General features: G+C 67.9%; 15 protein-coding genes and 5 pseudogenes. 14 read left to right on the top strand and 6 right to left on the bottom strand.

The genetic code is table 11. From position 1 onward, the window contains the following. Positions 1 to 570: 570 nt before the first annotated feature. The 3 genes and pseudogenes from ACFV2X_RS08040 to ACFV2X_RS08030 form a co-directional block, all read left to right on the top strand. Positions 571 to 1,809 (top strand): annotated as a pseudogene (locus tag ACFV2X_RS08040) (alpha-L-fucosidase); the annotation flags it as partial. 280 nt (positions 1,810 to 2,089) lie between these two features. Continuing rightward, positions 2,090 to 2,782: a FadR/GntR family transcriptional regulator gene (locus ACFV2X_RS08035; RefSeq protein ID WP_385612885.1), complete on the top strand. Its 693-nt coding sequence runs from the start codon at positions 2,090 to 2,092 to the stop codon at positions 2,780 to 2,782. 211 nt (positions 2,783 to 2,993) lie between these two features. Beyond that, on the top strand, positions 2,994 to 3,971 hold the full coding sequence (locus ACFV2X_RS08030) for a LacI family DNA-binding transcriptional regulator (RefSeq protein WP_385612882.1): 978 nt from the start codon (positions 2,994 to 2,996) through the stop codon (positions 3,969 to 3,971). Between the two features lie 69 nt (positions 3,972 to 4,040). Here ACFV2X_RS08030 and ACFV2X_RS08025 read toward each other — a convergent pair. From ACFV2X_RS08025 to ACFV2X_RS08015, 3 genes and pseudogenes are all read right to left on the bottom strand, one after another. Further along, positions 4,041 to 5,796 (bottom strand): annotated as a pseudogene (locus ACFV2X_RS08025) (cellulase family glycosylhydrolase). A gap of 105 nt (positions 5,797 to 5,901) precedes the next feature. Continuing rightward, positions 5,902 to 7,401: a glycoside hydrolase family 43 protein gene (locus ACFV2X_RS08020; protein ID WP_385612879.1), complete on the bottom strand. Its 1,500-nt coding sequence runs from the start codon at positions 7,399 to 7,401 to the stop codon at positions 5,902 to 5,904. 166 nt (positions 7,402 to 7,567) lie between these two features. Next, positions 7,568 to 9,553 (bottom strand): beta-galactosidase, encoded by a 1,986-nt coding sequence (locus ACFV2X_RS08015; protein WP_385612876.1) that lies wholly within the window; start codon positions 9,551 to 9,553, stop codon positions 7,568 to 7,570. A gap of 224 nt (positions 9,554 to 9,777) precedes the next feature. Between ACFV2X_RS08015 and ACFV2X_RS08010 the strand changes: the two are divergent. The 8 genes and pseudogenes from ACFV2X_RS08010 to ACFV2X_RS07975 all read left to right on the top strand — a co-directional run. Continuing rightward, a pseudogene (locus tag ACFV2X_RS08010) lies at positions 9,778 to 12,550 on the top strand (glycoside hydrolase family 3 C-terminal domain-containing protein). Positions 12,551 to 12,649: 99 nt separating this feature from the next. After that, complete coding sequence (locus ACFV2X_RS08005; RefSeq protein WP_385612874.1) at positions 12,650 to 13,645, top strand: LacI family DNA-binding transcriptional regulator; 996 nt, start codon at positions 12,650 to 12,652, stop codon at positions 13,643 to 13,645. A gap of 327 nt (positions 13,646 to 13,972) precedes the next feature. Further along, a complete protein-coding gene (locus ACFV2X_RS08000) occupies positions 13,973 to 16,456 on the top strand; it encodes a glycoside hydrolase family 2 TIM barrel-domain containing protein (RefSeq protein ID WP_385612871.1) in 2,484 nt (827 codons plus the stop codon). A 70-nt stretch (positions 16,457 to 16,526) separates the two neighbouring features. Then, positions 16,527 to 17,762, top strand: a complete 1,236-nt coding sequence (locus tag ACFV2X_RS07995) for an extracellular solute-binding protein (protein WP_385612869.1) — start codon at positions 16,527 to 16,529, stop codon at positions 17,760 to 17,762. Next, positions 17,759 to 18,763: a carbohydrate ABC transporter permease gene (locus ACFV2X_RS07990; RefSeq protein ID WP_385612866.1), complete on the top strand. Its 1,005-nt coding sequence runs from the start codon at positions 17,759 to 17,761 to the stop codon at positions 18,761 to 18,763. Before ACFV2X_RS07995 ends, ACFV2X_RS07990 begins: the two co-directional genes overlap by 4 nt. A 1-nt stretch (position 18,764) precedes the next feature. Beyond that, positions 18,765 to 19,643, top strand: coding sequence for a carbohydrate ABC transporter permease (locus ACFV2X_RS07985; RefSeq protein ID WP_385612864.1), 879 nt, complete (start codon positions 18,765 to 18,767; stop codon positions 19,641 to 19,643). Between the two features lie 110 nt (positions 19,644 to 19,753). Further along, the gene (locus ACFV2X_RS07980) at positions 19,754 to 22,123 is read left to right on the top strand and encodes a glycoside hydrolase N-terminal domain-containing protein (protein ID WP_385612862.1); all 2,370 of its coding nucleotides are present in this window, start codon (positions 19,754 to 19,756) and stop codon (positions 22,121 to 22,123) included. A 135-nt stretch (positions 22,124 to 22,258) separates the two neighbouring features. Then, positions 22,259 to 22,877: pseudogene (locus ACFV2X_RS07975) on the top strand (integrase); the annotation flags it as partial. 543 nt (positions 22,878 to 23,420) lie between these two features. Here ACFV2X_RS07975 and ACFV2X_RS07970 read toward each other — a convergent pair. Then, on the bottom strand, positions 23,421 to 23,948 hold the full coding sequence (locus ACFV2X_RS07970; protein WP_358647682.1) for an NUDIX hydrolase family protein: 528 nt from the start codon (positions 23,946 to 23,948) through the stop codon (positions 23,421 to 23,423). 218 nt (positions 23,949 to 24,166) lie between these two features. Continuing rightward, a complete protein-coding gene (locus ACFV2X_RS07965) occupies positions 24,167 to 24,547 on the bottom strand; it encodes an integrase core domain-containing protein (RefSeq protein WP_385612935.1) in 381 nt (126 codons plus the stop codon). Between ACFV2X_RS07965 and ACFV2X_RS07960 the strand changes: the two genes are divergently transcribed. The 3 genes and pseudogenes from ACFV2X_RS07960 (at position 24,479) to ACFV2X_RS07950 (ending at position 26,192) form a co-directional block, all read left to right on the top strand. Beyond that, positions 24,479 to 25,012 (top strand): hypothetical protein, encoded by a 534-nt coding sequence (locus tag ACFV2X_RS07960; protein WP_385612938.1) that lies wholly within the window; start codon positions 24,479 to 24,481, stop codon positions 25,010 to 25,012. The two genes, ACFV2X_RS07965 and ACFV2X_RS07960, sit on opposite strands and share 69 nt — an antisense overlap. A 273-nt stretch (positions 25,013 to 25,285) precedes the next feature. Continuing rightward, a pseudogene (locus ACFV2X_RS07955) lies at positions 25,286 to 25,589 on the top strand (transposase); the annotation flags it as partial. A gap of 78 nt (positions 25,590 to 25,667) precedes the next feature. Then, positions 25,668 to 26,192, top strand: a complete 525-nt coding sequence (locus ACFV2X_RS07950; RefSeq protein WP_385612859.1) for a hypothetical protein — start codon at positions 25,668 to 25,670, stop codon at positions 26,190 to 26,192. A 62-nt stretch (positions 26,193 to 26,254) separates the two neighbouring features. Here the strand turns inward: ACFV2X_RS07950 and ACFV2X_RS07945 are convergent, their stop codons facing one another. Next, positions 26,255 to 26,860 (bottom strand): SMI1/KNR4 family protein, encoded by a 606-nt coding sequence (locus tag ACFV2X_RS07945; protein ID WP_385612857.1) that lies wholly within the window; start codon positions 26,858 to 26,860, stop codon positions 26,255 to 26,257. Positions 26,861 to 26,964 lie beyond the last annotated feature (104 nt).

The raw sequence follows: 26,964 nt of genomic DNA, 5'->3' as shown, positions 1-26,964 counted from the left end.
CTCCTGGACCGTGCCGCCCGTGATGGTGGAGCCGCTGCCACATGCGCCGAGCAGCGCCAGTGCGGACCAGGTGGAGACGGCCGAGCAGAGGATGGTTCTGAGTCTCATCGATGCTTCCTCGCGCTGGTCCCGTAGCGGGAGATGTTTCGCTTCGACGACATCTGTCTATCGCCGCACAGCAGAGATGGGATGTATTTATAGGCGTGCTCCTGCCGGACTGTCCAGTCCCTCGCTCGCTCTCTCGTGAAATGCCAGCTCAGGGCATAATTGAGATAAGAGCCCGGGGAGTCGGAGGCAAGATGCATCCCATCAATCTTGCCTCCTCCGTGGGGGAATCGGCCGCAAAGCAGCTGCCAGACATGCCATGTTTCAGCAGTCACAAACACGCGTCTAAAGGTGTAAATCGCTCAAATCAACTGGCCGTGTGATGCCTTTCATCCCTGCGCGCCCGTTGACATCCCAGGGGACATGGCCGACCTTCGTGCATAACAAGCGACGCTCCAGGCACAAGCAGCCACGCCAATCGCTGTCCCCTGATTCCCCCTTCCTCTCCGCCCCAGGGATGCGTCCATGCCGAGCTCGATCAACAGGCGTCAGTTCCTGGCCAGCGCCACCTGCGTGGCCGCGGCGGGCGTCGGTGGAGGTGTGGCAGGCGTCGGCGGCGCCCAGGCGGCGCCCAGCACGTACACGCCCGACTGGAACTCGGTCGACCAGCACCCGCCGGCCCCGGAGTGGTTCCGGGACGCGAAGTTCGGGATCTACTTCCACTGGGGCGCTTTCAGCGTCCCCGCCTTTGACAACGAGTGGTACCCGCGCAGCATGTACCAGGCCGGCAGCCGGGCCAACCAACACCACACCGCGACCTACGGCCAGCCATCGGTGTGGCCCTATCACCACTTCATCAACGGAGCGCGGGACTCGGCGGGCAACTTCGTGAAGTTCGCGCCGAAGCTGAAATCGGCCGGGGGGAACTTCGACCCCTCGTCCCCGCCCAGACGGAGAGCAGCCTCAAGAAGCTCTACGGGCAACTGGGGCCGGCCGCGGAGAACCAGCTCTGGTTCGACAAGCTCAAGGAGGTCATCGACCGCGCCCAGCCCGACATCCTGTGGCAGGACTTCAAGCTGGACGCCGTCGACGAGACCGAGCGCCTGAACTTCCTGTCGTACTACTACAACCAGGCGGGCAGCTGGGGCCGTGAGGTCGTCGCCACGTACAAGGACGGCATGAACAGCAAGGGCGAGGTCTTCGACTACGAGCGCGGCGGCCCGGCCGACATCACCACCCCGTACTGGCTGACCGACGACAGCATCTCCAGCAGCTGGTGCTACACCCAGGGCATCGGCTACTACACCATCCCGCAGATGCTGCACTCGTTCATCGACCGGGTCAGCAGGAACGGGAACATGCTGCTGAACATCGCGCCGATGGCCGACGGCACCATCCCTCAGGCACAGAAGGACATCCTGCTCGGCTCCACCGCCGGCACCTACATCGATCTGCCCGCGCCGACCCAGAACACTTCCGGTCTCACGGTCACCTGCCGTCCGCAGCCCCGTACAGCGCCGGCGCCTACGTCCTCAAGCTCGCCTTCTCCGGCACGATCCCGGGCCTGCGGCCGCTCGTCGGCGCCACCTGCGGATCACCGGCAACAACGACCAGATCACCTCGCTGAGGGTCCAGTTCAACCCGGCGACGCACTTCCGGATCACCAATGTCACCAACGCCCTCGCTCTGGACGGCGGCGGCAACGTCGGCTCGGGCTCGGTCACCAAACAGTGGACCTACGGAAGCAGCACCAACCTGCTGTGGACGTTCACACCCCGGTGACCAGGACGGACGCGGCCGTGAGCGGGTGTCCTCGGCTTGTCCAGCCATGGTGATCCCTCAAGGAGACATGGGATGAATTTATAGGGTGTCGCGGAAATGGTGTCCGTACCTCTCGCGCGCGGAAGCGATCGAGACGCGATCACCTGCGGGTACGGGGGGAGCCGATCCGAACCCTGATGATGCGATCACTCCGCTCCTTCCTGGGCTATGGGATGTATTGGTACGCTGCCGACGCCCGGGGATGAGCAGGGGGTAGCGCAGCATGTCATTGACCGACAAGGCCATCGACCGCATCAGGGAGCTCGTCCAGTCGGGCGAGCTTCCCCCGGGTGCCAAGCTGCCGCCCGAACAACAGCTCGCCGCGGAGCTGGGGCTGTCCCGCAATCTGATGCGGGAGGCGGTCAAGGCGCTGGCCGTCTCGCGGGTGCTGGAGATCCGGCGCGGCGACGGCACGTACGTGACCAGCCTGGAACCGGAACTGCTGCTGAGCGGCATCGGATCCGCGGTGGAACTGCTGCGCGGCGACACTCTGCTGGAACTCACCGAGGTCCGCCGACTGTTCGAGCCGGTCGCCACCGGCCTGGCCGCCGGCCGCATCTCGGCCGAGGGGCTCGCCGAGGTGGCACGACACCTGGAGGCGATGCAGGCGGCCCGCGACGACGTCGAGGAGCTCAACGAGCACGACGCCGCGTTCCACCGAGCGGTGATCGCGGCCACGGGCAACGCGACGCTCGCCACTTTGCTGGAGGGCATCGCGAGCCGGACGCTGCGCGCGCGTGTCTGGCGCGGACTGGTCGACGAGGATGCCGCGGGCCGCACGCTGGCCGAGCACGAGGCGATCTACCACGCGCTGGCCGCCGGCGATGCTCCCCTTGCCCAGGCCACCGCCCTCATGCACGTCAACACCACCGAGCAGTGGCTGCGCGAGCACCTGGACCGGGACGGCGCCTCGTAGCCGCGAGCGCTGCGCGTGGGCCCGTGGGCTCCGAAGCTCATTGACCGCTGACATCGATGGCGCGTTCCTGGCCGTCACAAGCGCTCAACGGGAAGTGTCAGAATGGCGGCGGGAGCAGGCGAGGCGATGGGGAAAGGCGATTGTGCCGGACAACCGATCGGGAAGATCTTCGGCGGATGACGACAGTGAGCGTGGCGCGGGACCCGCGTCGGTGACGATCGCGTACATCGCCGAGTCGGCGGGTGTCTCGGTTCCCACTGTGTCGAAGGTCCTCAACGGCAGGTCCGGCGTGTCGGACGAGACCCGGGCCCGGGTCGAGCAGTTGATCCTTGAGTACGGTTACCGCAAGCCTCCCCAGAGCCGGAGCAATCTGGTGGAGCTGGTGTTCCGCGAGCTGGAGAGCATGTGGTCCGTGGAGATCATCCGCGGTGTCGAGCGCGTGGCCCGCAGGAATCGGGTTGGGCTGCTGGTGTCCGCGTTCGGAACCCACGAGTCAGCGGGGATGATCGACGACACGGCCGGACGGCGCCCCCAGTGCGTTCTGTCGGTGGCACAGCTCTCCGAAGCGGAGCGGGAACAGCTGAAGGCGAAGGGCATCCCGTTCGTCGTCTTCGACCCGATCGACGAGCTGCCCGACGACGTGCCGTTCGTCAGTGCAACGAACTGGCGGGGCGGCCAGACGGCGACCCGGCATCTGATCGACCTGGGACACCGGCGCATCGCCATGATCAGCGGGCCGGACCACCCCTACTGCCGCGCCCGGCTGTCCGGTTACTTCTCCGCCCTCTCGGAGGCCGGCCTGCCGACGGCACCCGAACTGGTGGTGAAGACCCAGCTCACGCGCGAGCACGGGTACACCGCGGCGCGCGAGCTGTTGTCCCGCCCCGATCGTCCCACCTCGGTGTTCACCGCGAACGACATGCAGGCGCTCGGTGTCTACCGGGCCGCGCGTGAGCTCGGTTTGCGCATCCCGCACGATCTCAGCGTGGTGGGCTACGACGACGTCCCGGCCGTGGCCTGTGCGGATCCTCCCCTGACCACCGTCCATCAGCCGCTGGCCGAGATGGCGACAGCCGCCACCGAGCTGGCCCTGGCGCTCGGCCGCGGCGACGATGTGCCGCGGCTCGGACTGGAGATCGCGACGACCCTCACGGTTCGGGAGAGCACGGCTGTGCCGAAGGAGGAGTGAGGTCGCGCGGCGTCGCGGGTGTGCCCTGGCTGCCCGGGGAACGGGCAACCAGGGCGAGGGGCCGGTCGGTCAGGACGTCGTGCCGGTGACCGAGGATCCGGACTTGGTGACGTGGTACGTGACGGTGGCGCCGCTCCAGAAGTGGAACGTCAGCGTCACCGGTGCGCCGTCGCGGAGTGCGTTCAGGAAGTCGGAGGTCAGGATGGTCCTGCCGCCCGGGTAGTCCGGCGAGAAGGCCGCGTTGAACTCCTGGAACGGAGTCCAGGTGGCCTGGCCGGCGTTGCTGCCGTCGGCGTACTTGGCCTCCATGGTCGCCAGCACGTCACCGCGGTACTGCGTGGGGATGGTGAACGAGCCGGTGGTGCCGGAGGCGTTGGACAGCACCGGAGGGTCATAGGTGATGATGTCGATCTGCCAGGGCAGCCCGCCGGAGAACCGGGCCTGGAGCGTTGCGTTGACCCCGTAGTCCCGGTTGCCGGTCAGCCGGGTCAGCGCGGCGGCCGTGAGGGTGAGCTGATTGCCGGAGACGGAGTAGTCCCGTCCCTCGACCAGCTTGGTGTCGCCCTGCCACAGGCCCTGGAAAGTGGTGCCGTTCGGGTTCAGGGTGAGTGTCTGGGCGGCGATCGGGCTCGACTTCCGTACGAAGACCTTGTCGAAGGAGGCCGTGGCCGAGCGGGTGGTCCAGCTGGACTTGATCCAGGTGAACAGGGCGGGGTCGCGCCATTGCATGGTGGAGCGGTTCAGGTAGGCGAAGCCGGGGTCCCACAGGGCGGTGGTGACACCGGCGGCGCGTGCCGCGTACCCGACATGCTCGTAGTACTTCAGTGCCTCGCCCCGCTCGATGCGGGAGGGGTGGTTGTCGTCTGGATATCCGAGCGACCGTACTCGCCGAGGTAGACGGGGATGCCCTTGGCGACGAACGTGTCGTGCATGCGGGCGAAGGCGTCGGTCAGGTCCTTCTGGGCGTTGTCGTCGTACCGGGTGCCGCCCGCGATGTTCACGCTCAACGGGTACCAGCTGTAGTAGTGCACGGTGGCGACGAGGTTGCTGTCGTGCAGTGTGCCGATCGTGGTGGACAGGTCGTCCATGAGGGTCTGGGACGGGGTGCGGACCTGCGTGGGCAGGACGAGCAGGCGGTCGGTGTTCCCGCCGCCCGAGGAGCGGACGACCTTGTGGAAGGAGGTGTTGAGCTCGTTCAGGAGCTGGGTCTTCTGCGCGTCCGTGGCGTTGTCGAAGACCGGCTCGTTGACGCTCTCGAAGAGCAGGGTGCGCGGCTCGTCCCGGAACGTCGAGGAGATCTGGGTCCAGGTGGCGTTGAAGCGGGCGAGCACCTTGTCGTGGTCGGTGGGCATCTTCGAGATCCACTGCCACGAGTCGTGGTGAACGTTGAGCACGACGTAGAGGCCGTCGGCCAGCGCCCAGTCCACCACCTGCTTGACGCGGCTCATGTACGTGGCGTCGATGGTGTAGGGGGCGGTGGCGGACTGGTGGTCGTTCCAGGTCACCGGGATGCGGACGCTGCGGAAGCCCTGCGCGCGGATGGTGTCGAACAGGTCCTTGGTGACCTTCGGGTTGCCCCAGGACGTCTCGTCCGGAATCGCGTCCAGGCTGTTGCCCAGGTTCCAGCTGGGCTGCATCGCCGCCACGGCGTCCTTGGCGGCGGCCGGAACCCTCACCGTCGACCGCGATGGCTCCCTGGTGCCGTCGGGCGCGGCGGACGCGCTGCCACCGGACAGCCCAGGATGACGAGCAGCGCCAGCAGCAGGGCTGCCAGGCGTCCGGGACCCCGGTTCCGGTGGTGCGCGGGTTGCCGTATGTCCTTCACGTGTCGTTCCCTTCGGTCGGTCGTGCGGATGGTGATCCGACCCGTGGCGATCAGCCGCCACAGTCGGCCCTGCCTGTCCGTGCAGGTCCATTGGGTGGTGCCGGTTCAGCGGCTGATGGGTTCGTAGTCGAACCAGTCGAAATGGACGGTGCCGGCCGCGGCGTACATGCCGATGACGCGGCCGGTGAAGCCGCCGGCGACCTCGGTCGACAGGTAGCGGCCGTCGAGCGTCGCGAGCACGCTGAGGGTGCCGTCGGGCTGCTCGACGCCGAAGGAGACGGCGTCGGGGCCGGTGCGGGCGTCGTGCGGCGGCGGCGGGTCGCCGATCATGAGGCCGAGGACCACCGGCCCGTCGGGTACGGGCTGTGCGGCCACCACCGTGCGCAGGGAGCCGACGCGCGCGACCACCCGTACCTCGCCCTCGGACACCTCGATGGCGTAGTGGTGCCGCTCGTCCAGCCGCACGGCCAGGCCGCCGCGTCCCTCCGAGGGATCGACCAGGGTGCGCGCCCGGCACGACAGGTGCTGCTGGCGCCGGCCGGTGAAGACGACGTCGGGCTCGTCCAGGGAGCCGCCCCGCGCGCGCAGCGTCAGCCATCCGGGGCGCTCCCTGGTGGTGCAGTGCTCTGCCGGACGGTCCCGCACGGAGATCCACAACGGCCGCAGTTCGCTCAGGTCGAAGTCGTCCCGCTGCTCCTCGACGGGGCCCGGGACAAGGGGCCAAGGGAGCTCCGGCAGGTCCAGTGCGACCTCGCCGACGACCGGCCAGCCGTCCACCCAGGTCACCGGCGCCAGAAAGGTCTCCCGGCCGAGTACGTGCCAGCCGGGCGTGCCGCCGCCCGGCCGTACCCCGAGCAGCACCATCCACCACGTGCCGTCGGGAGCCTGGACCAGATCGGCGTGCCCGGTGTTCTGCACGGGATGGTCGGTGCTCCGGTGGGTGAGGATCGGGTTGGCCGGGCAGGGTTCGAACGGGCCGTTCGGCGTACGGCCGCGGGCGATCGACACGCCGTGGCCGCGCTCGGTGCCCCCGACGGCGATGAGCAGGTACCAGTAGTCGCCGATCCGGTACAGATGCGGCGCCTCCGGCGCCTTGGCGCCGGGTGTGCCGGACCACAGCTTCTGCGGTGGTCCGTACGTCCGGCCGGTGTGCGGGTCGATGCGGACCTGTGCGATCCCGGCGACGGTGCACCAGCAGGTGCCGTCCTCGTCCCAGGCCAGGTCGGGATCGATGCCGGGCACGCCGGGGAGCCGGACGGGCTCCGACCACGGTCCGGCCGGGTCCGTGGCGGTGACGACCAGGTTGCCACCGCCCTTGCTCACATTGGTGACGATCAGCCAGAAGCGTCCGTCGTGGTACCGCAGGGTGGGGGCGTAGATCCCGGCGGAGGACGGCATGTCGGCCGCCAGACGCAGCTGGCTCGGCCGGTCCAGGGCGTTGCCGATCTGCGTCCAGTGCACCAGGTCACGGCTGTGGAAGACGGGCACGCCGGGGAAGTACTCGAAGCTGGAGCAGACGAGGTAGTAGTCGTCGCCGACGCGGCAGATGCTGGGATCGGGGTGGAAGCCGGGGATCACGGGGTTGACGGGGCCGGTGTCTGACAAGCCACCAGGTCCTTTCGAGGTGTCGGGTGCCCACAGAGGCGGGGCGGGTGTCTCAGGCGGAGGTGCCGTCCGGAGGGGGCGCCTTCGGGCGGCTGATCCGGAGCCGCGGTCCATCGTGACCCCAGCGGATCGTGTGCGGTTCCCCGGTCAGGGTGGCCTCTCGGAGTCATGGCCTGCGCAGCACTGCGCAACCACCGGGTGGCAGCTCTTGGGCCGTGGTGTCGGTGAGCAGGTCGCGCACGGGCTCCGGCAGGGGCACGGCGTCCGCGCCATGGTTGATCAGAACGTCCCAGCGGCGGCCGTCAGGCGCGTGCCGGGTGACGGCTTCCACACCGCCCGGCAGACCCGGCGCTTCCGAGCCGGCACCGGCCTCGTCGAGCAGCCGGCGGACCAGAGCGCCGTAGTCGGCGTCGTCGAGGCGAGTGGAGAGATACCAGCCCTGTCCGGTTCCGAATCGGTGCCGGGTCAGCGCCGGGCTGCCGGCCAGCATGCCGCGGGTGTAGGCGGCGAGCGTCTCGGCGCCCTTGGTGTGCAGGGACTCGCTCCAGACCGTGCCCGACGACCCGTCCGACAGGGCGATCCGTTCATCCGCCCGCAGCGGTCGGTGCTCCTCGACACGGATGCCCAGGGCGTCCTGCAGCGGCCCGGCGGGATAGCCGCCGAGCCGGGCCTGCATGCGGTCGTCGACGCATCCGTTCGCGTGCTGGACGAGGAGCGTCCCGCCGCCCGCGACGTAGCGGCGCAGGTTCTCGGCGCCCGCGTCGGAGAGGAGGAACAGGGCCGGGGCGATGATGAGCGCGTAGCGGTTCAACTCGTGCTCGGGATGGGCGAAGTCGACCGTGACGCCGGCGTCCCACAGCGCCCGGTGTGCTCGGCTCAGCTCCTTGTGGTAACCGAGTCCGGCGGAGGGCAGGCCGTCGACGCTCAACGCCCACCAGGCGTCCGAGTCGTGCAGGACGGCCGCGGACCCGTCGACCGTCGAGCCCGCCAGTTCGCCGAGCCGGGCGACCGCCTCGCCGACCTGTGTGACCTCCCGGAAGATACGGCTGTCGGGCCCCGCGTGCGGGACCATCGCCGAGTGCCATGTCTCGGCGCCGGCCCGGGACTGCCGCCACTGGAAGAAGAGGGCGCCCTCCGAACCGCGCGCGATGTGGCCGAGGGTGTGGCGCAGGATCTCCCCGGGCTCCTTGCCGAGCACCCGGTCACCGTCGTAGACGGTGTTGGTGCCCTGTTCCATCAGCAGCCACGGGCGACCGCCGGCCAGGGAGCGGGTGCGGTCGGCGTGGAAGGCGACGTCGGCGGCGGCGTCCAGACCGGGTGCCCCTGGGTAGTGATCGGAGGAGACCACGTCGAGTTCGCGGGCCAGGGCCCACAGGTCCACGTTCTGGTAGGCGGGCAGCATCAGGTTGGTCGTCACCGGCCGGTCGCTGTGCTCGCGGATGGCGTCGCGCTGCTCGCGGAAGGCGGCGATTGTCTCGTCGGACCAGAAACGGCGGAAGTCCAGGGTCTGGCCCGGGTTCTTGTGCCACTGCGTCGCGCGTGGTGGCAGCACCTGCTCCCAGGAGGTGTAGCGCTGGCTCCAGAAGGCTGTTCCCCACGCCTCGTTGAGGGCGTCCAACGAGCCGTGGCGCGCGCGCAGCCATTCCCGGAAGGCCGCCGCGGCGTACTCGCAGTAGCAGAGGGTGGCGTACTCGTTGTGCACGTGCCACAGCGCGAGGGCGGGGTGGTGGCCGTACCGTTCGGCCAGGGCGGAGGCGATCCGGCGGGCGGCGCCGCGGTAGGCGGGCGCGGCCAGGCAGTAGGTGTCGCGGCTGCCGTGGGTGAGGCGGGTGCCGTCGGGGGTCACCGGCAGTGCGTCGGGGTGGGTGAGTGTGAACCAGGGCGGCGGGGAGGCGGTCGGGGTGGCGATGTCGACGGCCACGCCGTTCGCGTGCAGGCGTTCGATGTGGGCGTCGAGCCAGGCGAAGTCGTAGCGGCCCTCCTCCGGTTCGAGCAGGGCCCAGGAGAAAACGCCCACGGTGACCAGGTTGACCCTGGCCTTGCGCATGAGTGTGTCGTCCTCCTTCCAGACGGGCTCGTCCCACTGCTCGGGGTTGTAGTCCCCACCGAAGGCGAGGCCGCCCAGGCGGTCGGTGATGCTGCCGGTGGTCACGGTTGCTGCTCCGGTGGCGGGAGAGGGCGAGAGCGTCGAAGCGCTTCACATGGACAGACGAAAACTAACGGACAGGTTTCGCGCGAAACAATAGGCTTAGCTGGAAGAAAGTTTCTTTCTGCAGGTACATTGACAGCCCGTCGCGGGCGGTGGCAGCGTCGATGCGCTTCGACAATCCGACCTTCAGCCCGCCATCCGCATCCTTCTGTTGAGGGGCCTGACTCGTGGGATCTCCCTCCCTTTCCGCCGCTGCCGCCCGGCTGCCGTTCCGTGATCCCGCGCTTCCGCTCGGGGAGCGCGTCGGCGACCTGCTGGACCGGCTCACACTGGACGAGCGGGTCGCGATGCTGCATCAGTACGTCCCGGCCGTCCCGCGCCTGGGCATCGCCTCGTTCCTTCCGCACCGGAACGGAAGCGCTGCGCGGGGTGGCCTGGCTGGGAGTGGCGACCGTCTTTCCGCAGGCGGTGGGGCTGGGAGCCGCATGGGACGAGGATCTGGTGCGTGCCGTCGCCGAGGCGGTGTCGGTCGAAGTGCGCGCCTTCCACCGACACCGGCCGACCTCGACCGGGTCCGGCACCAACGGCCTGCAGACCTGGGCGCCGGTGGTGAACCTGCTGCGCGATCCGAGGTGGGGCCGCAACGAAGAGGGTTACTCCGAGGACCCGCTGCACACCGCGCGCCTCGCCACCGCCTACTGCCAGGGCCTGGCCGGCGACCATCCCGTCTACCTGCGCGTCGCCCCGGTGCTCAAGCACTTCCTCGCCTACAACAACGAGACGGATCGCTGCGTCACCTCCTCCGGCCTGCGCCCCCGCGTGCTGCACGAGTACGACCTGGCCGCCTTCCGCCCGATCATCGCCTCCGGCGCGGCCACCGGTGCGATGGCCGCCTACAACCTCGTCAACGGCCGCCCCTGCCACGTCAGCCCGCTCATCGAGACGGAGCTGCGGACCTGGGCCCGGACCACCGGCCACGAGCTGTTCGTGGTCAGCGACGAGCAAGCGCCCTCCAACCTGGTGGAAATGGAGCACTACTTTGAGGACCACGCGGCATCCCATGCCGCCGCGCTGAAAGCCGGCATCGACAGTTTCACCGACCACCGCGAGGACAGCGCCACCGTGATCGGCCGACTGCGCGAGGCGCTGGAGCGCGGGCTGATCGAAGAGGAGGACGTGAACCGGGCGGTGCGCCGTCAGCTGCAACTGCGGTTCCGCCTGGGCGAGTTCGACCCCGACCTGGACCCGTACGCCGGAATCGGCCCGGAGGTGATCGACAGCCCCGAGCACCGTGCCCTCGCCCTGCGTGCCGCGACCGAGTCCGTGGTGCTGCTCAAGAACGATGGGCTGCTGCCCCTGAATCCGAACCGCGCACCGCGGATCGCCGTCATCGGGCCACACGCCGACACCTTGTACGAGGACTGGTACAGCGGCACCCTGCCGTACCAGGTCGGCGTCGTGGCCGGCCTGCGCACCGCGCTCGGACAAGACCGCGGCGAGGTGGCCTGTGTGCCGGGCGCCGACACCGGCCGCTACCTCAGTCTCCAGGACGACGCCTCACTCGCCGCGGACCGGACGGTGCTCAAGACCTGGTTCATCAAGGAAACTTTCCGTCTGGAACCGGACCCGGGCGGCGACAACGACACCGTCCTGCTGCGCAACGTCTTCACCGGCCGCTACGCCACCCTCGATCCCACCGACGGCCGGGTGCGCGTCACCGCCGATACCCCCGAGATGGCCGAGCGGTGGCAGCGCGAGCTGCTGCGCGACGCTGCGGCCGAGGCACGGGCCGCCGCGAAGGAGGCCGACGTGGCGATCGTCGTCCTCGGCAACCACCCGATGATCAACGGCCGTGAGACCGAGGACCGTACCGGAACCGGCCTGCCCCGGACACAGGAAACGCTGCTGCGCGCGGTCGCCGCCGTCCGCCCGGAGACCGCGCTGGTCGTCATGAGCAGTTACCCCTACGCCGTCGACTGGGCCGACACCCACCTGCCGGCCGTGCTGTGGACCTCCCATGGCGGACAGGAAACGGGCCGCGCCCTGGCCGCCGTCCTGCTCGGCGAAGCCGAGCCCGCCGGCCGGCTGCCACAGACCTGGTACCGGGGGCGGCGACGCACTGCCGCACCCGCTCGACTACGACATCATCAAGGCGGGCTGGACGTACCAGTACCACCGGACAGCACCCCTCTATCCCTTCGGACACGGCCTGTCGTACACCGACTTCACCTGCCGTGACCTGCGGCTGTCCACGCCCGCCATGGCCCAGGACGGCGCGGTGCACGTCTCGGTGACCCTGACCAACACGGGCACGCGCTCCGGGAGCGAGGTGGTCCAGCTCTACGTCCGAGCGGTCGACGCCCGCTACGAAGCACCCCGGCTCCGGCTCGCGGACTTCCGCAAGGTGCGGCTCCGCTCGGGGGAGAGCCGGGAGGTGACCTTCGACCTGTCTGCCGAACGACTGGCGCACTGGGATGTCGCCGCGGGCGCCTTCACCGCCGATCCCGGCCGCTACGAGGTGCTCATCGCCCGCTCGGCCGAGGACATCGTCCTCAGCGCGCCGCTCGCCGTCAGCGGTACTGCCCCACGCCGCGCGAACTGGTGGGTCGACGTACGTCGGCCGTCGACTTCGACGACTACGCGGACATCACTCTGGTCGACGCCACCCGTGCCACGGGCGATGCCGTCACCCCAGCAGAACCCGCTCGCCCCGCCACCCTGCTGTTCCGCTCCGCGGACCTGACCGGTGCTTCGCACTTCGAAGCCGAGGTCGCGCGCGAGGCCACCGGACCGGGTGAGGCGCGACTGGAGGTGCGGGCGGGAGGCCAACTCCTTGCGGAGTTCGCCGTACCGGTCACCGGCGGCCGCCACACCTGGACGACCGTGACCGCCGCGATGGCGGCGCGGGGCGACGGCCACCACGATCTGTGCCTCACCCTGCGCGGCGACTTCCGACTTGCTTCCTTCCGCTTCACCGCGCCCGACGGCCCCGCCACGTGAGGGGAGTGGACCGCAGGTCTTGACAGGCCCTCACGTCGGGCCTACGGTCGTCAACCGACAGGCTGCCGTGAACGTTCACGGACGAACCAGGAGGTGAGCATGGCGAGGCGGGTCACGATCAACGACGTCGCCATGGCTGCGGGTGTGTCCCGGCAGACGGTCACACGCGCCCACAACGACCTGGGCGACATCAGCGAGGCCACCAAACGACGTGTTCTCGAGGTCAGTGCCCAGCTGGGTTACCGGCCCAACCGGTTCGCGCGCAACCTGGTCGGCCGACAGCGGCCCCGTGTTGCCGGTCTGCTGGTCGGTTCCTTCAGTAATCCGTACTACACGGAGATCGCGGGCGCCTTTCTCGCGGCCGCCGCCGAGCGCGGCTGGCAGGTGATGATGGCCTCGGGGGAGTCCGGGGACGAGACCGCCGCCGTCGAGATGCTGGCCGGACACGTCGACCTGTTCGTCGGGCATTTCAGGCAGTCCGGCGACGAACTGGCCGCGGCCGTGCAGGGTATTCCGGCGATCCTGCTCGATGACAGCTGTTCGCGTCCTGGTTTTCACTCCGTCGAGATCGACCTGCGTGCGGGCGTCCGTCAGGCGATGGCCGCGCTCGAAGCCAAGGGCGTTCGCCGGGTGGGCATGATCGACTCGTCCTATTCCCTGCGTGCGTCACCCACCTACTCGCCGACGCCGCGCCGGTGGTTCTTCGAGGAATTCGCCTTCGGCGCCCCGGAACCCGCGGTCGTTGCGGGGGAGGAGTCGATGGCCGGCGGCGGCGATGCCTTCCGCGCGCTCATGGCCCAGTATCCGGATGTCGACGGCGTCCTCGTCTTCAACGACATGATGGCCATCGGTGCCATCCAAGCCGCCCAGGCGCTGGGCGTCGAGATCCCTGGGCGTATGAGGATCCTGGGTGTCGACGGCCTGACGCTCGGCGAGGCAGTGCATCCGACGGTCAGCACCATCTCACTCGACCGCGAGGCACTTGTCACGAGTGCTCTCGATATCGCCGACACCCTTGCGGCGGGCAATTTCACCCACACCGAGTCGTTGCACCGCACCGTCATGCCGCGCCTGCTGTGGCGGGAATCGGCGTGAAGCCACCTCGAATACATCGCTGAAACAAATAGTTGAGTGAACAGCCGCCGCGGGCAGGATACGCGAGCGGCGTTTAATGCTCTGCCATTACAAATTGATTCGGCAAACCCCGTTCTACGGCCGTGAACGGGGATTTTGGCATGTGATCCGGCCGGCGAACCGGTGTTGAATTTTAACGTGCCGGCAACCTTGACAGCCGAGATCAGCCTCCTTAGCGTGTGCTGCACGCTGCGGCCGTGAAGGTTCACGGCCCGATGTGAGATGCAGCCGGCGGAGTCTGCTCGATTCGAATGACTCGTCAATTCATCAATACATTCCAAAGAACTCATGGACCGGATTTCGGCGGCCTGGGCCGCGCCGCTGACGTGGAAGGACCGCAGCGTGAACCGCAAGGAACTGATCAACAGGAACTGGAAGTTCACCTACGGAGATCCCGAGGACGCGACGCTGGAGGCATTCGACGACAGCGACTGGTACGACGTGGGGCTGCCCCACTCGTTCGGGATCCCGTACTTCATGGAGACCGGCTTCTACGCCGGCCGCGGCGTGTACCGCCGCACCTTCGAACTCGCCGAAGAGGAGACCGGCAAGTACGTCGCGCTGGAGTTCCACGGTGTCTTCCAGGATGCCGAGATCACGGTGAACGGTGTGCCGGTGGACCGCCATCTGGGCGGTTACACGGCCTTCATCGTGGATGTCTCCGAGGCCGTGCGCCCGGGGACGAACCAGCTCGCGGTCCGCGTGAGCAACGAGTGGAACCCACGGCTGGCGCCCAGGGCGGGAGAGCACGTCTTCAACGGCGGCATCTATCGCGACGTCTCCCTGATCATCGCCGAGCGGACGCGGATCGCCTGGTACGGCACGGGAGTGGTGACGCTCGGCGTCGGTACCGACGGCGCGGCCGTGGAGGTCACCACCGAGCTGGTGAACGAGACCGACGCGCCGTTCGACGGACTGCTGGCCGCGGAGGTGACCGGTCCCGGTACCCGACCCGTCGAGGCGGTCGCATCGGTGAACCTCCCGCCCCGCTCGACCACGGTGCACCGGCAGCGTCTGGCCGTGGAAGACGTACGCCTGTGGCACCCGGACTCCCCGTACCTCTACACACTCGAGCAGACGCTGCGGACGAGCGAGGGCGCCGAATGCCACCGCACGGGTACCCAGTTCGGCATCCGCACCTTCGAGTTCACTGCGACCGACGGCTTTCACCTCAACGGGGAGCGGTTCGCGATCCACGGCGCCAATGTCCACCAGGACCGCGCCGGATGGAGCGACGCCGTCACCCACTCCGGGATGCGCCGGGATGTCGCACTCATCAAGGAAGCCGGGATGAACTTCATCCGGGGCTCCCACTACCCCCACCACGACCAGTTCGCGACCGAGTGCGATCGACTCGGTGTCCTCTTCTGGTCCGAAGCGCCCTTCTGGGGCATCGGCGGAACTAACTCCGAGGGCTTCTGGAACGCCAGCGCCTATCCGCCGGACGAGGCGGACCAGGACGAGTTCGAGGACAGCTGCCTGCGTGCCATGGCGGAGATGATCAGGGTGAACCGCAATCACCCGAGCATCGTGGCCTGGAGCACCGGCAACGAGGTCTTCTTCAGCGACGAGCATGTGATCCCGGCAGCGAAGAAACTGACCCGGCGTCTGGTGGACCTCGCCCACGAACTCGATCCGACACGTCCCGTAGCGGTCGGCGGCGCACAGCGCCGGGACTTCGACGAGCTGGGTGACCTGGCGGGATACAACGGCGACGGCGCTGAGCTGTACCTCAACCCGCCCTGGCCGAACATCGTCTCCGAGTACGGCAGCGTCGTCGAGGACCGGCCCGGCAGCTACACCCACCGCTTCCGCCACGGCAGCGAGAACGCATATGCGTGGCGCTCCGGAGTCGTGCTGTGGTGCGGTTTCCACCACGGCAGCGTCGTGCCCGACATGGGGCGGATGGGGTTCGTCGACTACTACCGCCTTCCCCTGCGGTCCTGGTACTGGTATCGCCATCAGTTGAGAGGGATCGCGCCGCCCGCGTGGCCCGAGCCGGGCACGGCCACCGCGCTGAGGCTGACCGCCGACCGCACCATGGTGCTCACCGACGGCACCGACGATGTGCAGCTCGTCGTGGAGATCGTCGATGACACGGGCCGAGTGGTGGCGGACGAGCGCCCCGTGCGGCTCGAGGTCGTACAGGGCGGCGGTATCTTCCCCACTGGTACGTCGATCGAGCTCAACCCGGACAACAAGGGGCTGCTCGACGGCCGGGGCGCCATCGAGTTCCGCTCGTACCACGCAGGCCCCAACCGGCTGCGGGCTTCCGCGGAAGGGCTTGCCCCGAGCGAGATCACCGTCGAGGCGGTCGGCCCCGAGCCGTGGACGGGACAACACCGTAACTTCGCCCCCGGCCCACCGTCACGGGTCCACTTGCCCGAAGCCCTCAGGCCCCCCCAGCTCTCCGAGATGCGACCCGTCTTCAGCAGCGGGGCCCGGCCGGACCGTCCCGCCCGTCTTGTCACCGACCACAGCGTCGACCACGGATGGATCAGCGCCACGGACGATCCGGGTGCCTGGCTGTCGGTCGACCTCGAAGGACTGTGGTCGATCACCACGATCCAGGTCGAGTTCGGTACCGGGCCCCAGGTGCCGTACGTCGTCGAACTCTCCGACGGCGGCCGGGACCTCGTGCCGCTGGCCGCCGGCACCACCGGGTCCACCACCGTGCGGCTGGAACCCGACAACACGCAGGCCCGCGCGGTCAGGGTGACCTTTCCGCAGGCGCCCATCGAAGTGATCAACATCCGGGTGCACGGTCACTGAGCGAGACCTGCCCTCGGAGCATCCGATCACGACCAGCACATGCGATACATGTATAAGAAAGGCCAGTTCAATGAAGAACGGAAGAGTCCTGCCGCGGGTCGCCGCCTCGGCCACCGTGATGGCCATGGCGCTGGCCCTGACCGCCTGCGGCGGTGGTTCCTCGGCGAGCGACGGTCTCACCGTCTGGTACGCACCGGGCTCCGTGCCCAAGGCGTCGCTGGCGGTGCAGAAGAAGTTCCCCGGTCTGAAGATCAAGTTGATCCCGACGCCCAACCTGGAAACCAAGCTGAAGACCACCCTGCAGACCGGCTCCGGACTGCCGGACGTGGTGGTCATCGGCAACCACATCAGTTCCTACGCCGACATCTCGACCAAGTTCGTCGACCTGAAGACCATGGGCGCGGATCCGAAGAAGGACTACGTCACCTGGAAGTGGACCAACGGCACCCTCCCCGACGGTCGGGTGATCGGGTACCCGATCGACACGGGGCCGCAGGGGCTGTTCTACCGCAGCGACCTGTTCCGCAAGGCCGGCCTGCCCACCGACCCGGCCGCGGTCTCCAAGATGGCCTCCACCTGGGACGGCTACCGCACCATGGCCGAGAAGGCGAAGAAGGCCGGCTTCAAGGCGTGTGACGACGCCAACCAGGTCTACTACCTGCAACTCGAGCAGAAGGGGCAGGGCAGCTTCGACACCTCCGGCAAGTACCTGGGGGACAACGCCTCGACCCGCAAGGCGTTCGACTACTCCGCCAAGCTGCTCTCCGACGGCCTGTGCACCAAGGCGGCGCCATACAGCACGGACTGGAACAGCTCGGTCGCGCAGAACGCTCTCGGCGGCTTCGTCGCCCCGGTGTACGAGGGTCCGCTGCTGGAGACCGCGGGCAGCCCCAAGGGGGTATGGCGGGTGGCCAACCCGCCCGGCGGCCCCGGCAGCAAGGGGGGCTCGTACATGTCGATCCTCAGCTCCAGCAAGCACCAGAAAGACGCGTACAAGGTCATCAAGTGGATGATGTCCCCGGCCAACCAGGCGTCGGGCTTCAACGACGGCCTGTTCCCCTCGGCCGTCGCTGCTTACAAGAGCCCGGAGCTGAAAGCACCGCAGCCGTTCTACGGCGGTCAGCCGACGGGTGTGGTGTTCGCGAAGGTCGCCCAGGAGTCGCCGACGGTCCCGGTCACATCGCAGGACGGGGTCGTGGAGGGCGCCCTCGCAGACGCACTCAAGTCGGTGGCACAGGGCAAGGCGTCCGCTGACGAAGCCTGGAAGTCCGCACAGGACCGGATCGCCAAGGAACTGAAGCGGTGACGAAGGTGGTGGACACGAGCATGGGCGCGTCGGTCCCGGCGCGACCGACTGCCCGCCGGCCGACGACGGACGGGCCCCGGCCCGCTCCCGGCCCGTCCCGGCCCCGGCGCTGGCGGTCCTATCTGGCCAGCTATCTCGCCATCTCCCCGTTCTTCGTGCTCTTCGCGGTGTTCGGAGTGTTTCCGCTCGGCATCGCGGCCTATCTCAGCTTGCACACGTGGGACGGCATCGGGACGATGCACTACGTCGGATTCGAGCAGTTCCACCGGCTGCTCGAGGACTCCCAGTTCTGGCAGTCGCTGGTCACCACGATCGAAATCTTCGCCATGTCCCAGGCGCCGATGGTGGTGGCGGCACTGGTCGCGGCCTTCGTGCTGAGCAGCGACCGGCTGCGCTTCCGCGGTGTCTACCAGACGGTCTACTTCCTGCCCCAGGTCACGTCGATCGTCGTGATCGCGATCGTGTTCCAGTCCCTGTTCGGCGGCAACTTCGGGATGATCAACCGGCTGCTGGTTGCTGTCGGTCTGCCTTCGGTGGACTGGATGGCGAGCACCTGGGGCGCCAACACGGTGATCGCTCTGATGATCATCTGGCGTGGCTTCGGCTATCTGGTCATCTTCTTCATGGCGGGCATGGCCACGATTCCCCCCGAACTGTACGAGGCGGCGGAGCTCGACGGGGCGGGGGGCCCGCGGAAGCTGTGGTCGATCACCCTGCCGATGATGCGCCCCACCATCGTGTTCGCACTCCTGACCGGCATCGTCGGCGGCCTCCAGATCTTCACCGAACCCCAGATCCTGGACGTCAGCGGCACGTCAGTACCCGGGATGACCATGATGCTGTTGCAGTACCAGTACCTCGGACAGTCCCAGAGCGCGAGCGTGGGCGCAGATCTGGGCTACGCCAGCGCGATCGGCTGGGCCGTGTTCGCCCTCGTCACACTGGCCTCGCTGGGCACTCTGCTCATGCGGCGCATCACCGGACACAAGGAGGTGATCTGACATGAGCGCCGATGTGCAGGAAACGGACCGTGGCACATACCCGGTGCGGAAACGCGGCGGCGGACGCCGACCACAGGTCGGCAAGCACCTCCTGCTGCTGTGCGCCGCCCTGGTCAGCCTGTTTCCCTTCTACTGGCTGCTCATCATGGCGACGAGCTCCAGTGGTGAGGTCTTCAAATTCCCGCCCCGGCTGATCCCGGGAACGAGGCTCTTCGAGAATCTGGGTAAGGTGTCCGACGCCGTCCCACTGGGCGCCACGTTCGTCAACTCGCTGGTCGTCGCACTGAGTGCGGTCGTCCTGACGGGCTTCCTGTGCTCGCTCGGCGGGTTCGTGTTCGCCAGAATGCGTTTCCCCGGCCGTGACAAGCTGTTCGGATGCGTGCTGGCGACACTCGTCTTCCCGACGGGCGTGAGTCTGGCGCCCTCCCTCCAGATCTACTCGCACCTCGGCTGGATCAACACCTTCCTGCCGTTGATCGTGCCGGGCGCCGCTTCGGCCTTCGGGCTTTTCTGGATGCGCCAGTATGCGGTCTCCGCGATCCCGTACGAGCTGATCGAGGCGGCGAGACTGGACGGCTGTGGCCTGCTCCGCATGTACTGGCACGTCGCGCTGCCCGCCATGCGGCCCGCCATAGCCTCGTTCGGGATCTTCACCTTCATGTGGAGCTGGAACGACTATCTCTGGCCGTTGCTGGTTCTGAACGATCCGCAGAAGTACACCGTGCCCGTCGCCCTCGCGCAGCTGAAGGGGGCCTACGGCAACATCGACTACAGCGTCGTCACGGCGGGCACGCTGATCGGTGCCATTCCGCTCATCGTGCTCTTCCTGTTCGTCCGGAAGTGGATCTTCCGCAACATGGTCGCCGGCGCCGTCAAGTAGGCGTGGGCCGCGTGACCTCCAGTGCTCATGCACCCGCCGTACGTGGCACCTGGGCGGTCGCGTAACGGAGGGTCGCCACCGGACACCGTCACCGAGAAAGAACGACACAATTGCGACGTCACACCATCCAACTGACCGAGCCGGCGACGGCGTTCCACGACAGTTTTCTGATCGGCAACGGATCACTGGGCGGGACACTGCGCGGAGCCGTGGGAACCGAGCGCATCGACCTGAACCTCGACAGCCTGTGGTCGGGCGGCCCGATGACCGCTGAGGACACCGGGTCACCGGCCGACCTGCTCCCGCAACTGCGCGAGGCCATCCGGGCCGAGGACAACGTCCGGGCCGAGAAGCTGGCACAGGCCATGATGGGACCTGGCTGGACCGAGTCCTACCAGCCCCTCGGATGGCTCGAATGGCACTACGCCGACACGTCGGACGCCACTGGATACCACCGTCGGCTGAACCTGGCCGACGCGGTGGCCACCACCGGCTACGGGCCCGCAGGGGCGGAGGTCGAGATGTCGAGCTTCGTCTCGGCCCCCGACAACGTGCTCGTGGTCACGGTGACCGGGCCCGGCGCCGCCTCGCACCCTGTCCTGCCCACCTTCGTCTCCCCCCACCCGGTCACCACCGCCACCCCGCGACCGGGCCTGCTCGTGGCCACGGGCCGGGTGCCGGCGCGTGTGCTGCCCAACTACATCGACCAGGAACCCGCGGTTGTCTACGGCGGCGACGAACCGGACGAGGCCGGCACCGTGGCCGCCGGCACCGGCTTCGCGGTGGCGGTGGCGGTGGAGAGCACCGGACCGCAGGAACTACGCCTGGTCGTTGCAGCCGCCAGCGGGTTCCGCGGCTACGACCGGCGGCCAGGCGCTGACCTCGCCGCCCTCGCACGCTCGGCGGAAGAGCCCGTGACCCGAGCCCTGACCCGTACGGCCGAACAGCTCGTCCAGCGTCATGTCCAGGACTACCGGAGCTACTTCGACCGCGTCGACCTCGACCTGTCGGCCTCACCCGCCGCGGAGCACGGCGACCCGGCACGGGCGGAACTCCTCTTCCACTTCGGCCGCTACCTGCTGATCTCCAGCTCCCGCCCGGGCACTCAGGCCGCCAATCTCCAGGGAATCTGGAACATCGACGTCCGCCCCGGCTGGAGCGCTAACTACACCACCAACATCAACGTCGAGATGAACTACTGGGCCGCCGAGAGCACGGCCCTACAGGACGTGCACGGCCCGATGCTCACGCTCGCCGGCGACCTCGCCGAGAGCGGCACGGATACCGCCGCGCGGTACTACGGCGCCGCGGGCGCGGTGGTCCACCACAACACCGACATCTGGCGGTTCTCCACACCCGTCAAGGGCGATACCCAGTGGGCCACCTGGCCGACGGGCCTGTACTGGCTGGCCGCGCACGTGTGGGACCACTACGAGTACGGCGGAAACGATGACTTCGGCGCGGGGTCCGCCCTGCGTGTGCACCGCTCGGCCGCCCTGTTCGCGCTCGACATGCTCGTACCCGACGACGACGGCTCGCTCGTCACGAGCCCCTCCACGTCACCCGAGCACCGCTTCGCCCTTCCCCCGGCGCCACGGGGGGCCGCGGTTTCCGAAGGAACGACGATGGATCAGGAACTGGTCCATGAGGTGCTCTCCCGGTACGTCATCTTGGCCGAACGCTTCGGACGTGGTGACGACGACGGGCTGCTTTCCCGCGCCCGACACGCGCTGGGTGTCCTGCGTCTGCCCGGCATCGGCGCGAGCGGTGAACTGCTCGAGTGGAAGGACGAGCGGCCTGGTTCGGAGCCCGGCCACCGCCACCTGTCCCACCTCTACGGCATCCACCCCGGGACGCGTATCACCGAGGGTGGCACTCCCGAGATGTTCGCGGCAGCCAGGAAGGCTCTCGCGACCAGGCTCCAGCACGGCAGCGGATACACCGGCTGGAGCCAGGCGTGGATCCTGTGCCTTGCCGCGCGACTGAGGGACACCGGGCTGGCCGAGCGTTCGCTCGACGTCCTGCTGAACGAACTGACGTCGTGGTCCCTTCTGGACCTGCACCCGCACTCGGAGTGGCCGGGCGGCTACATCTTCCAGATCGACGGCAATCTCGGCGCCGTCGCGGGCATCTTGGAACTGCTGGTGCAGAGTCACGAGGGAGCCGTCAGCCTGCTGAAGACGCTCCCGCGTGGCTGGCGGAGCGGTCACCTGGCCGGTATCCGCTGTCGCGGCGGACTGACCGTCGATGTGGACTGGGACGCGGGAGAACTGACCACCGCCACGATTCGCACGGGTTCCTCGGGGCCCGTCGTCGTGGAGATCCCTGCCACCGGGGGCGACCTCACCGTCACGGACGTGGCGGGTGATCCGGTCAATGCCTTCGACACACCATGTGCGGTGCCCGGACGCCGTCGCCTCACGTGGGACGGACGTGCCGCTTCGTACTACCGGCTCGTGAGCCAAGGGGGCCGGAGCTGAAGCTTCCCCAACGCGGTCGCGTTGGCCCGCTCCTCCAGTGGCTCCGCGCCAAACGGGCCGCTGGACGCACCTGCCGCGAGCTCGCTGAGGAGACCGGTTTCTCGCTCGGAATGATCAGCTACCTGGGTCGGCGGCATGACCTTGCCCTTGCCGGTCGCGATGCTTCGCCTGCTGCCGATGACCGACCGGGACAAGGACGCAGAGATCCTCGCCCTGCGCCATCAGATCACCGTGCTGAAACGCCAACTCGGCAAGGACAACCTCCGGTCCATGCCCAGCGATCGAGCGTACCCGGCGGCGCTGCTGCACCGGCTGCCGCTGCACGTCCTGCGACGGTTACGGCTGCTCGTCCGCCCCGACACGGTACTGCGTTGGCACCGCGACCTCGTCGCGCGCCGCCATGCCGCGTCCTGCCAACCCGAATGCCCGGGACGGCCGCGCACGGTGCGCTCGATCCGCGTCCTGGTGCTGCGCCTGGCGAAGGAGAACCCGAGCTGGGGGTACCGGCGCCTGCACGCCGAGCTGCTTGTGCTGGGGGTGAAGGTGGGCGCGTCCACTGTATGGGAGATCTTGAAGGAGGCCGGCATCGACCCGGCGCCCGAGCGGAACTCCAGTACCTGGGCCACCTTCCTTCCCAGCCAAGCTGACGCCCTGCTGGCCTGTGACTTCATGGAGTGGCAGTCGCCGGATCCGCGTCCTGGGCGCCACGGCGCATCCGATCGCCTCCTGGGTAGCGCAAGCGGCGAGGAACCTCTTCACCCCGGGACGGGACATTCCCCGACCACGCAGGGATCGACGTCGTGCTCAGCGGCAAGAGGACATCTACGTCTGGGAGCACGGGGCGATCGAGGCATACCATCCACCGCTGGAGACGAACGAGTCGAACAACAAGAACGTTCGGGCCCGCAGGTTCCGCGAGAGCCACACCACCGCAGATGACTTCCGTGCTCTGTCCGTCTTCAAGGAGACGACTGACTGCGAGTTCGATCTCATCTTCCAAGCCTTCTTCGGGTCATCCCCACCGCAGACGCCGGTGGTCGAGCTCCCCTTGCAGGCAGTAGCTGACGCGCGCGAGGTTGCGCCAGCTACTGCAGCGGCATCGGAGGAGGGTCTCCGGACTGCTCACCCGGTGGTGGCGTTTCTCACTCTCTATAGGACTCTGTCGTCTGATTCGCGGTGAGGCCCGATTCGATCAGCGTGACCTGAGCATTCAGCGCCAGCGGCCTACCGGTCGCACCAGCCGGCCGAATCGGGCGACGGAGTCGCACAGGGTGAGCGTCTGCGGTAGGCGTCCCCGTCAGGACAGGCAGCCCACGTGGGCGAGTGCCTGTTTGAGCAGGACTCCCTGGCCGCCTGGCATCTCGTTCTGTACCAGTGGCGACGCGGCCTCTTGCGGGCTGAACCAGACCAGGTCCAGGGCGTCCTGGCGGGGGCGGCAGTCACCGGTCACCGGGACGATGTAGGCAAGGGCCACCGCGTGCTGGCGGGGATCGTGGAACGGTGTGATCCCTTGTGTCGGGAAGTACTCGGCGACCGTGAAGGGTTGCAGCGAGGCCGGGACACGGGGCAGTGCCACCGGTCCGAGGTCCTTCTCCAGGTGGCGCAGGAGGGCGTCCCGGACCCGTTCGTGGTGCAGCACCCGGCCCGAGACGAGGGTGCGGCTGACCGTGCCGTCCGGTCCGATGCGGAGCAGTAGTCCGATGCTGGTGACTTCGCCGCTGTCGTCGACTCGCACGGGCACGGCCTCGACATACAGGATCGGCATCTGCGCGCGTGCCTGTTCGAGGTTGTCGGGACTCAGCCAACCGGGTGTGGTTTCGGTCATGTCAGCCATTGCATGATCGTACTTTCGCCGCGCCCTTTTGTGCGCGCGCGCCGCTCCAGGGCGCCTGCGATCCGCATGGGCCTGTGGGTGCCGTTATGCCGCATAGGTGTACTCGTTGGTGCGGCTGCAAGGACGTGGTGGGCGTGGGACTCATTCATGATCAGGACGTGGTCGAGGCTTCGCGTCCGCTGCCGCCGACGACACGTTCGACCGCGCGTTCATTCGGGGAGCTCGTGGTGCGGCTGCCTGCGGGGTTCCACAACACGGCCACGTGTGATGACCTGCGTTTCTACGCCGCTCGTTCGTATTCGTTGATGAGGCCGCCGAGGCGCTGTCGGCGCTTGATCCGCTCGTGGGAAGGATCGGCGATGGGGTGGTCGGGCCGTGGCGGGTGGAGTTGTTGTCTGCGGTGGGGTTCGTCCGTTGTAGTGCTGGATGTACTCGTTCAGCATGGCGCGTAGGTGGCGTCGGCCGAAGATGAGGATCCGGTCGGTGACCTCTGAACGGACAGTGCGTACGAACCTCTCCGCGTGCGCATTCGCTTGGAGGCACCGCGGAGGGATCTTTACGACTTTGATGCCCGCGCTGGCGAGGACCATGTCGAACGACCTGCTGAACTGGCTGGCCCGGTCGCGGATGAGGAAGTCGAACTCGGATGCGCGGTGGCCGAGGTCCATCAGGAGATGGCGGGCCCGTTGCGTGGTCCAGGGGCCGTCCGGATGGCCGGTCACTCCGAGGACGTGTACGTACCGGGTGCCGACTTCCATCGCAAAGAGCACATACAGCCGCCGCAGGGTGACGGCGCAGTCCACGTGGACTGCGTCGACGGCGAGTGTTCGGGCGGGTTGTTCGATGAGCGTGGCGATCGCCTGGTCGATCGGCGGGCGGCCGGTTCGGTTCGGGTGCGGCCACTTCTTCGTTACCAGTCGGCAGTGCCACCGCAGAATCGTGTCAGGTGTGACCAGACGGTGGCGTCGCAGTCGCCGCGGCAGCTGTCGGATGAGCGCGGCGAGGTACGCGCGGTCGGCACGCGTCAGCCGAGCAGCCGGATGAAGATCAAATAGAGCAGACGTAGCGGCACAGTCCGAGTCCTTCCCGGCGAGTGCTACTCCACTCATTACCGCTGGTCATCGCGCCGGGCCGAGTTCCGGAACCCCGCAGGGTCAACTCACCGAGATGGCCGGGGGCGAACACATCGCTGGCGCCGCCCGTGACAGACTGAACCACAGGGACTCTGCTTTCGGGAAGATCTTGGTCGATCCCCTGGATGGCAGACGCCCCATAGCATTTCACGCCCACTTGACACCGTCGTCGGGCCCCTGACTTCGCGGCATTGGGTGATCGCCGCCCACACCCAGCTCAGGCTCGCCCGTCCGCTCGCCGTCGACCTGCGCAGGCCCTGGGAGAAGCCGACCGAGCCGAACAAGCTCACGCCCGCTCGGGTCCGCCGGGGGTTCCGGAACCTGTGGACGAAGACCGGCTCTCCGGCCGGTGCGCCGAAACCCTCTCGGCCCGAGCCGGGAAGGCCACGGGGGCTCGAAAAACCACCGCCCGGCCACCCGTCACGACCTGGGCCGCGTCCTCGCCACCGGCGAGGTCTACAGCCGTCCCGCCCACCACAAGAAGGGCACCAAACCCTGACGCACCAGCGGTCCGGCGCTTGACAGTGAGGCAGCGAGCAGTGGGTGATGTGACTGCAAGCGGCTTCGAGGAGGATCTGTGGATCTTGGCTCTGTGATCATCGCGGTGGCAGGTGTGGCCGGAACACTGGGGGGATCGTTCCTCACCCAACGCGCCTCCGAACGGGCAAAACGTCGCGAGATAGAGCTGCTTCGGGGCCAAGAGGAGGTTCGCGAGAACCTGCTCCTCCGACGCACTTGTTACATGGAACTCAACCGGGATGCACGTCAGTTCACCACAGCGCTCAACCGCCATCTGCACGTCATGCGAGAACGCAGTGTCGAGGAGACCGACAGCGAGGCACTCGACGAGGCAAAAGGAGCCCATCGCGCCAGATACTCCGAAGCACAGATGATCGCCCCCGACGAGGTGCTCGCACGCGCGAGTGAAGTCAATCAGGCCCTGAACAAGGTCTATGGCCAGGTCAAACGCCTTGAGCGACAAGAGCCCGAACCTGGGGAGACGGTGGCCACCGCCGTCCAGGCTCAGGCAGAGATCTGGGACATGCTCCGGGCCATGAGGACCGCGATGCGCCATGATCTCGGGGTGACCGCCCAAGGCTGACAACGCGCCGATGGATCACACCACCCAGCTGGCCGAGTACCAAGCGACGTTAAATCACAAGCCTAGTCCATGTCCTCGTACCCGTCGTGGAACAGGTCGGAGAAGCTCGGGAACTCCTGCACATCCCCGTACTTCGGTGTGAACAGACAGGCGGTCCATTCACCATCCGGCCCGACATCGGTCGGGTCGAGCAACCAGACGTCCTCGCCCGCGGCGACCTCGACGGATCGCCTGAACAACTGGACGTAGTCGTCGTTATCGGCGTTCTCGCTGTAGATTTGGATCAAGCGCGCACCGGTATCACTGTCCCGCATCCAGCCGATGCGCCCGCACGGGTATACGAGATCCACCCACCCACTCACGCGTGTCCAGCCATCGCTGGCCAGTAGGAACCCACGGAGGCTGGGCGGAAACCGCACCCCGAGCCGCTCTTCCGCCGCCACCACGGCCACCTCCGACGCCGGCTCTTCCCCCAGCCATCGCTCAAGCCGCCCTTCTTCCTCCAGTACCTCCAACTCGTCTTCCTCCAACAAATCAACAAGTTCCTGGTCGGAAGCGTGGTTGTTCATGTACCGCTCGTCATACCGCCCCAGGAATTCGCGCCACGCCTGCGGAGTGGTCAACACAGCAGTCTCAGCAGCCTCGTTGGCAGCATTCGTGTTGTTCATGCGGCCATAGTGCCAGACACCTGGCGCGGCCACTCGTGCCAGTGCAGTAGCCGCCCTCGTCCTCCCATCGGCCGCGGCGTCACGTTCGGCGCGGGTCTGCTGTT

Origin of the sequence: Streptomyces sp. NPDC059679 (genome assembly GCF_042734105.1) — a bacterium.
GTDB lineage: Bacteria > Actinomycetota > Actinomycetes > Streptomycetales > Streptomycetaceae > Streptomyces.
The sequence above is the reverse complement of the archived record's forward strand: the minus strand, read 5'-3'. Positions and strand labels throughout refer to the sequence as shown.

What these genes read in the sequence shown, in the direction of transcription:
- ACFV2X_RS07945 (WP_385612857.1), bottom strand. Translation starts at nt 26,860, where the DNA reads ATGAACAACACGAATGCTGCCAACGAGGCTGCTGAGACTGCTGTGTTG.
- ACFV2X_RS07995 (WP_385612869.1), top strand. Translation starts at nt 16,527, where the DNA reads ATGAAGAACGGAAGAGTCCTGCCGCGGGTCGCCGCCTCGGCCACCGTG.
- ACFV2X_RS07970 (WP_358647682.1), bottom strand. Translation starts at nt 23,948, where the DNA reads ATGACCGAAACCACACCCGGTTGGCTGAGTCCCGACAACCTCGAACAG.
- ACFV2X_RS08005 (WP_385612874.1), top strand. Translation starts at nt 12,650, where the DNA reads ATGGCGAGGCGGGTCACGATCAACGACGTCGCCATGGCTGCGGGTGTG.
- ACFV2X_RS07985 (WP_385612864.1), top strand. Translation starts at nt 18,765, where the DNA reads ATGAGCGCCGATGTGCAGGAAACGGACCGTGGCACATACCCGGTGCGG.
- ACFV2X_RS08035 (WP_385612885.1), top strand. Translation starts at nt 2,090, where the DNA reads ATGTCATTGACCGACAAGGCCATCGACCGCATCAGGGAGCTCGTCCAG.
- ACFV2X_RS08000 (WP_385612871.1), top strand. Translation starts at nt 13,973, where the DNA reads ATGGACCGGATTTCGGCGGCCTGGGCCGCGCCGCTGACGTGGAAGGAC.
- ACFV2X_RS07965 (WP_385612935.1), bottom strand. Translation starts at nt 24,547, where the DNA reads ATGGTCCTCGCCAGCGCGGGCATCAAAGTCGTAAAGATCCCTCCGCGG.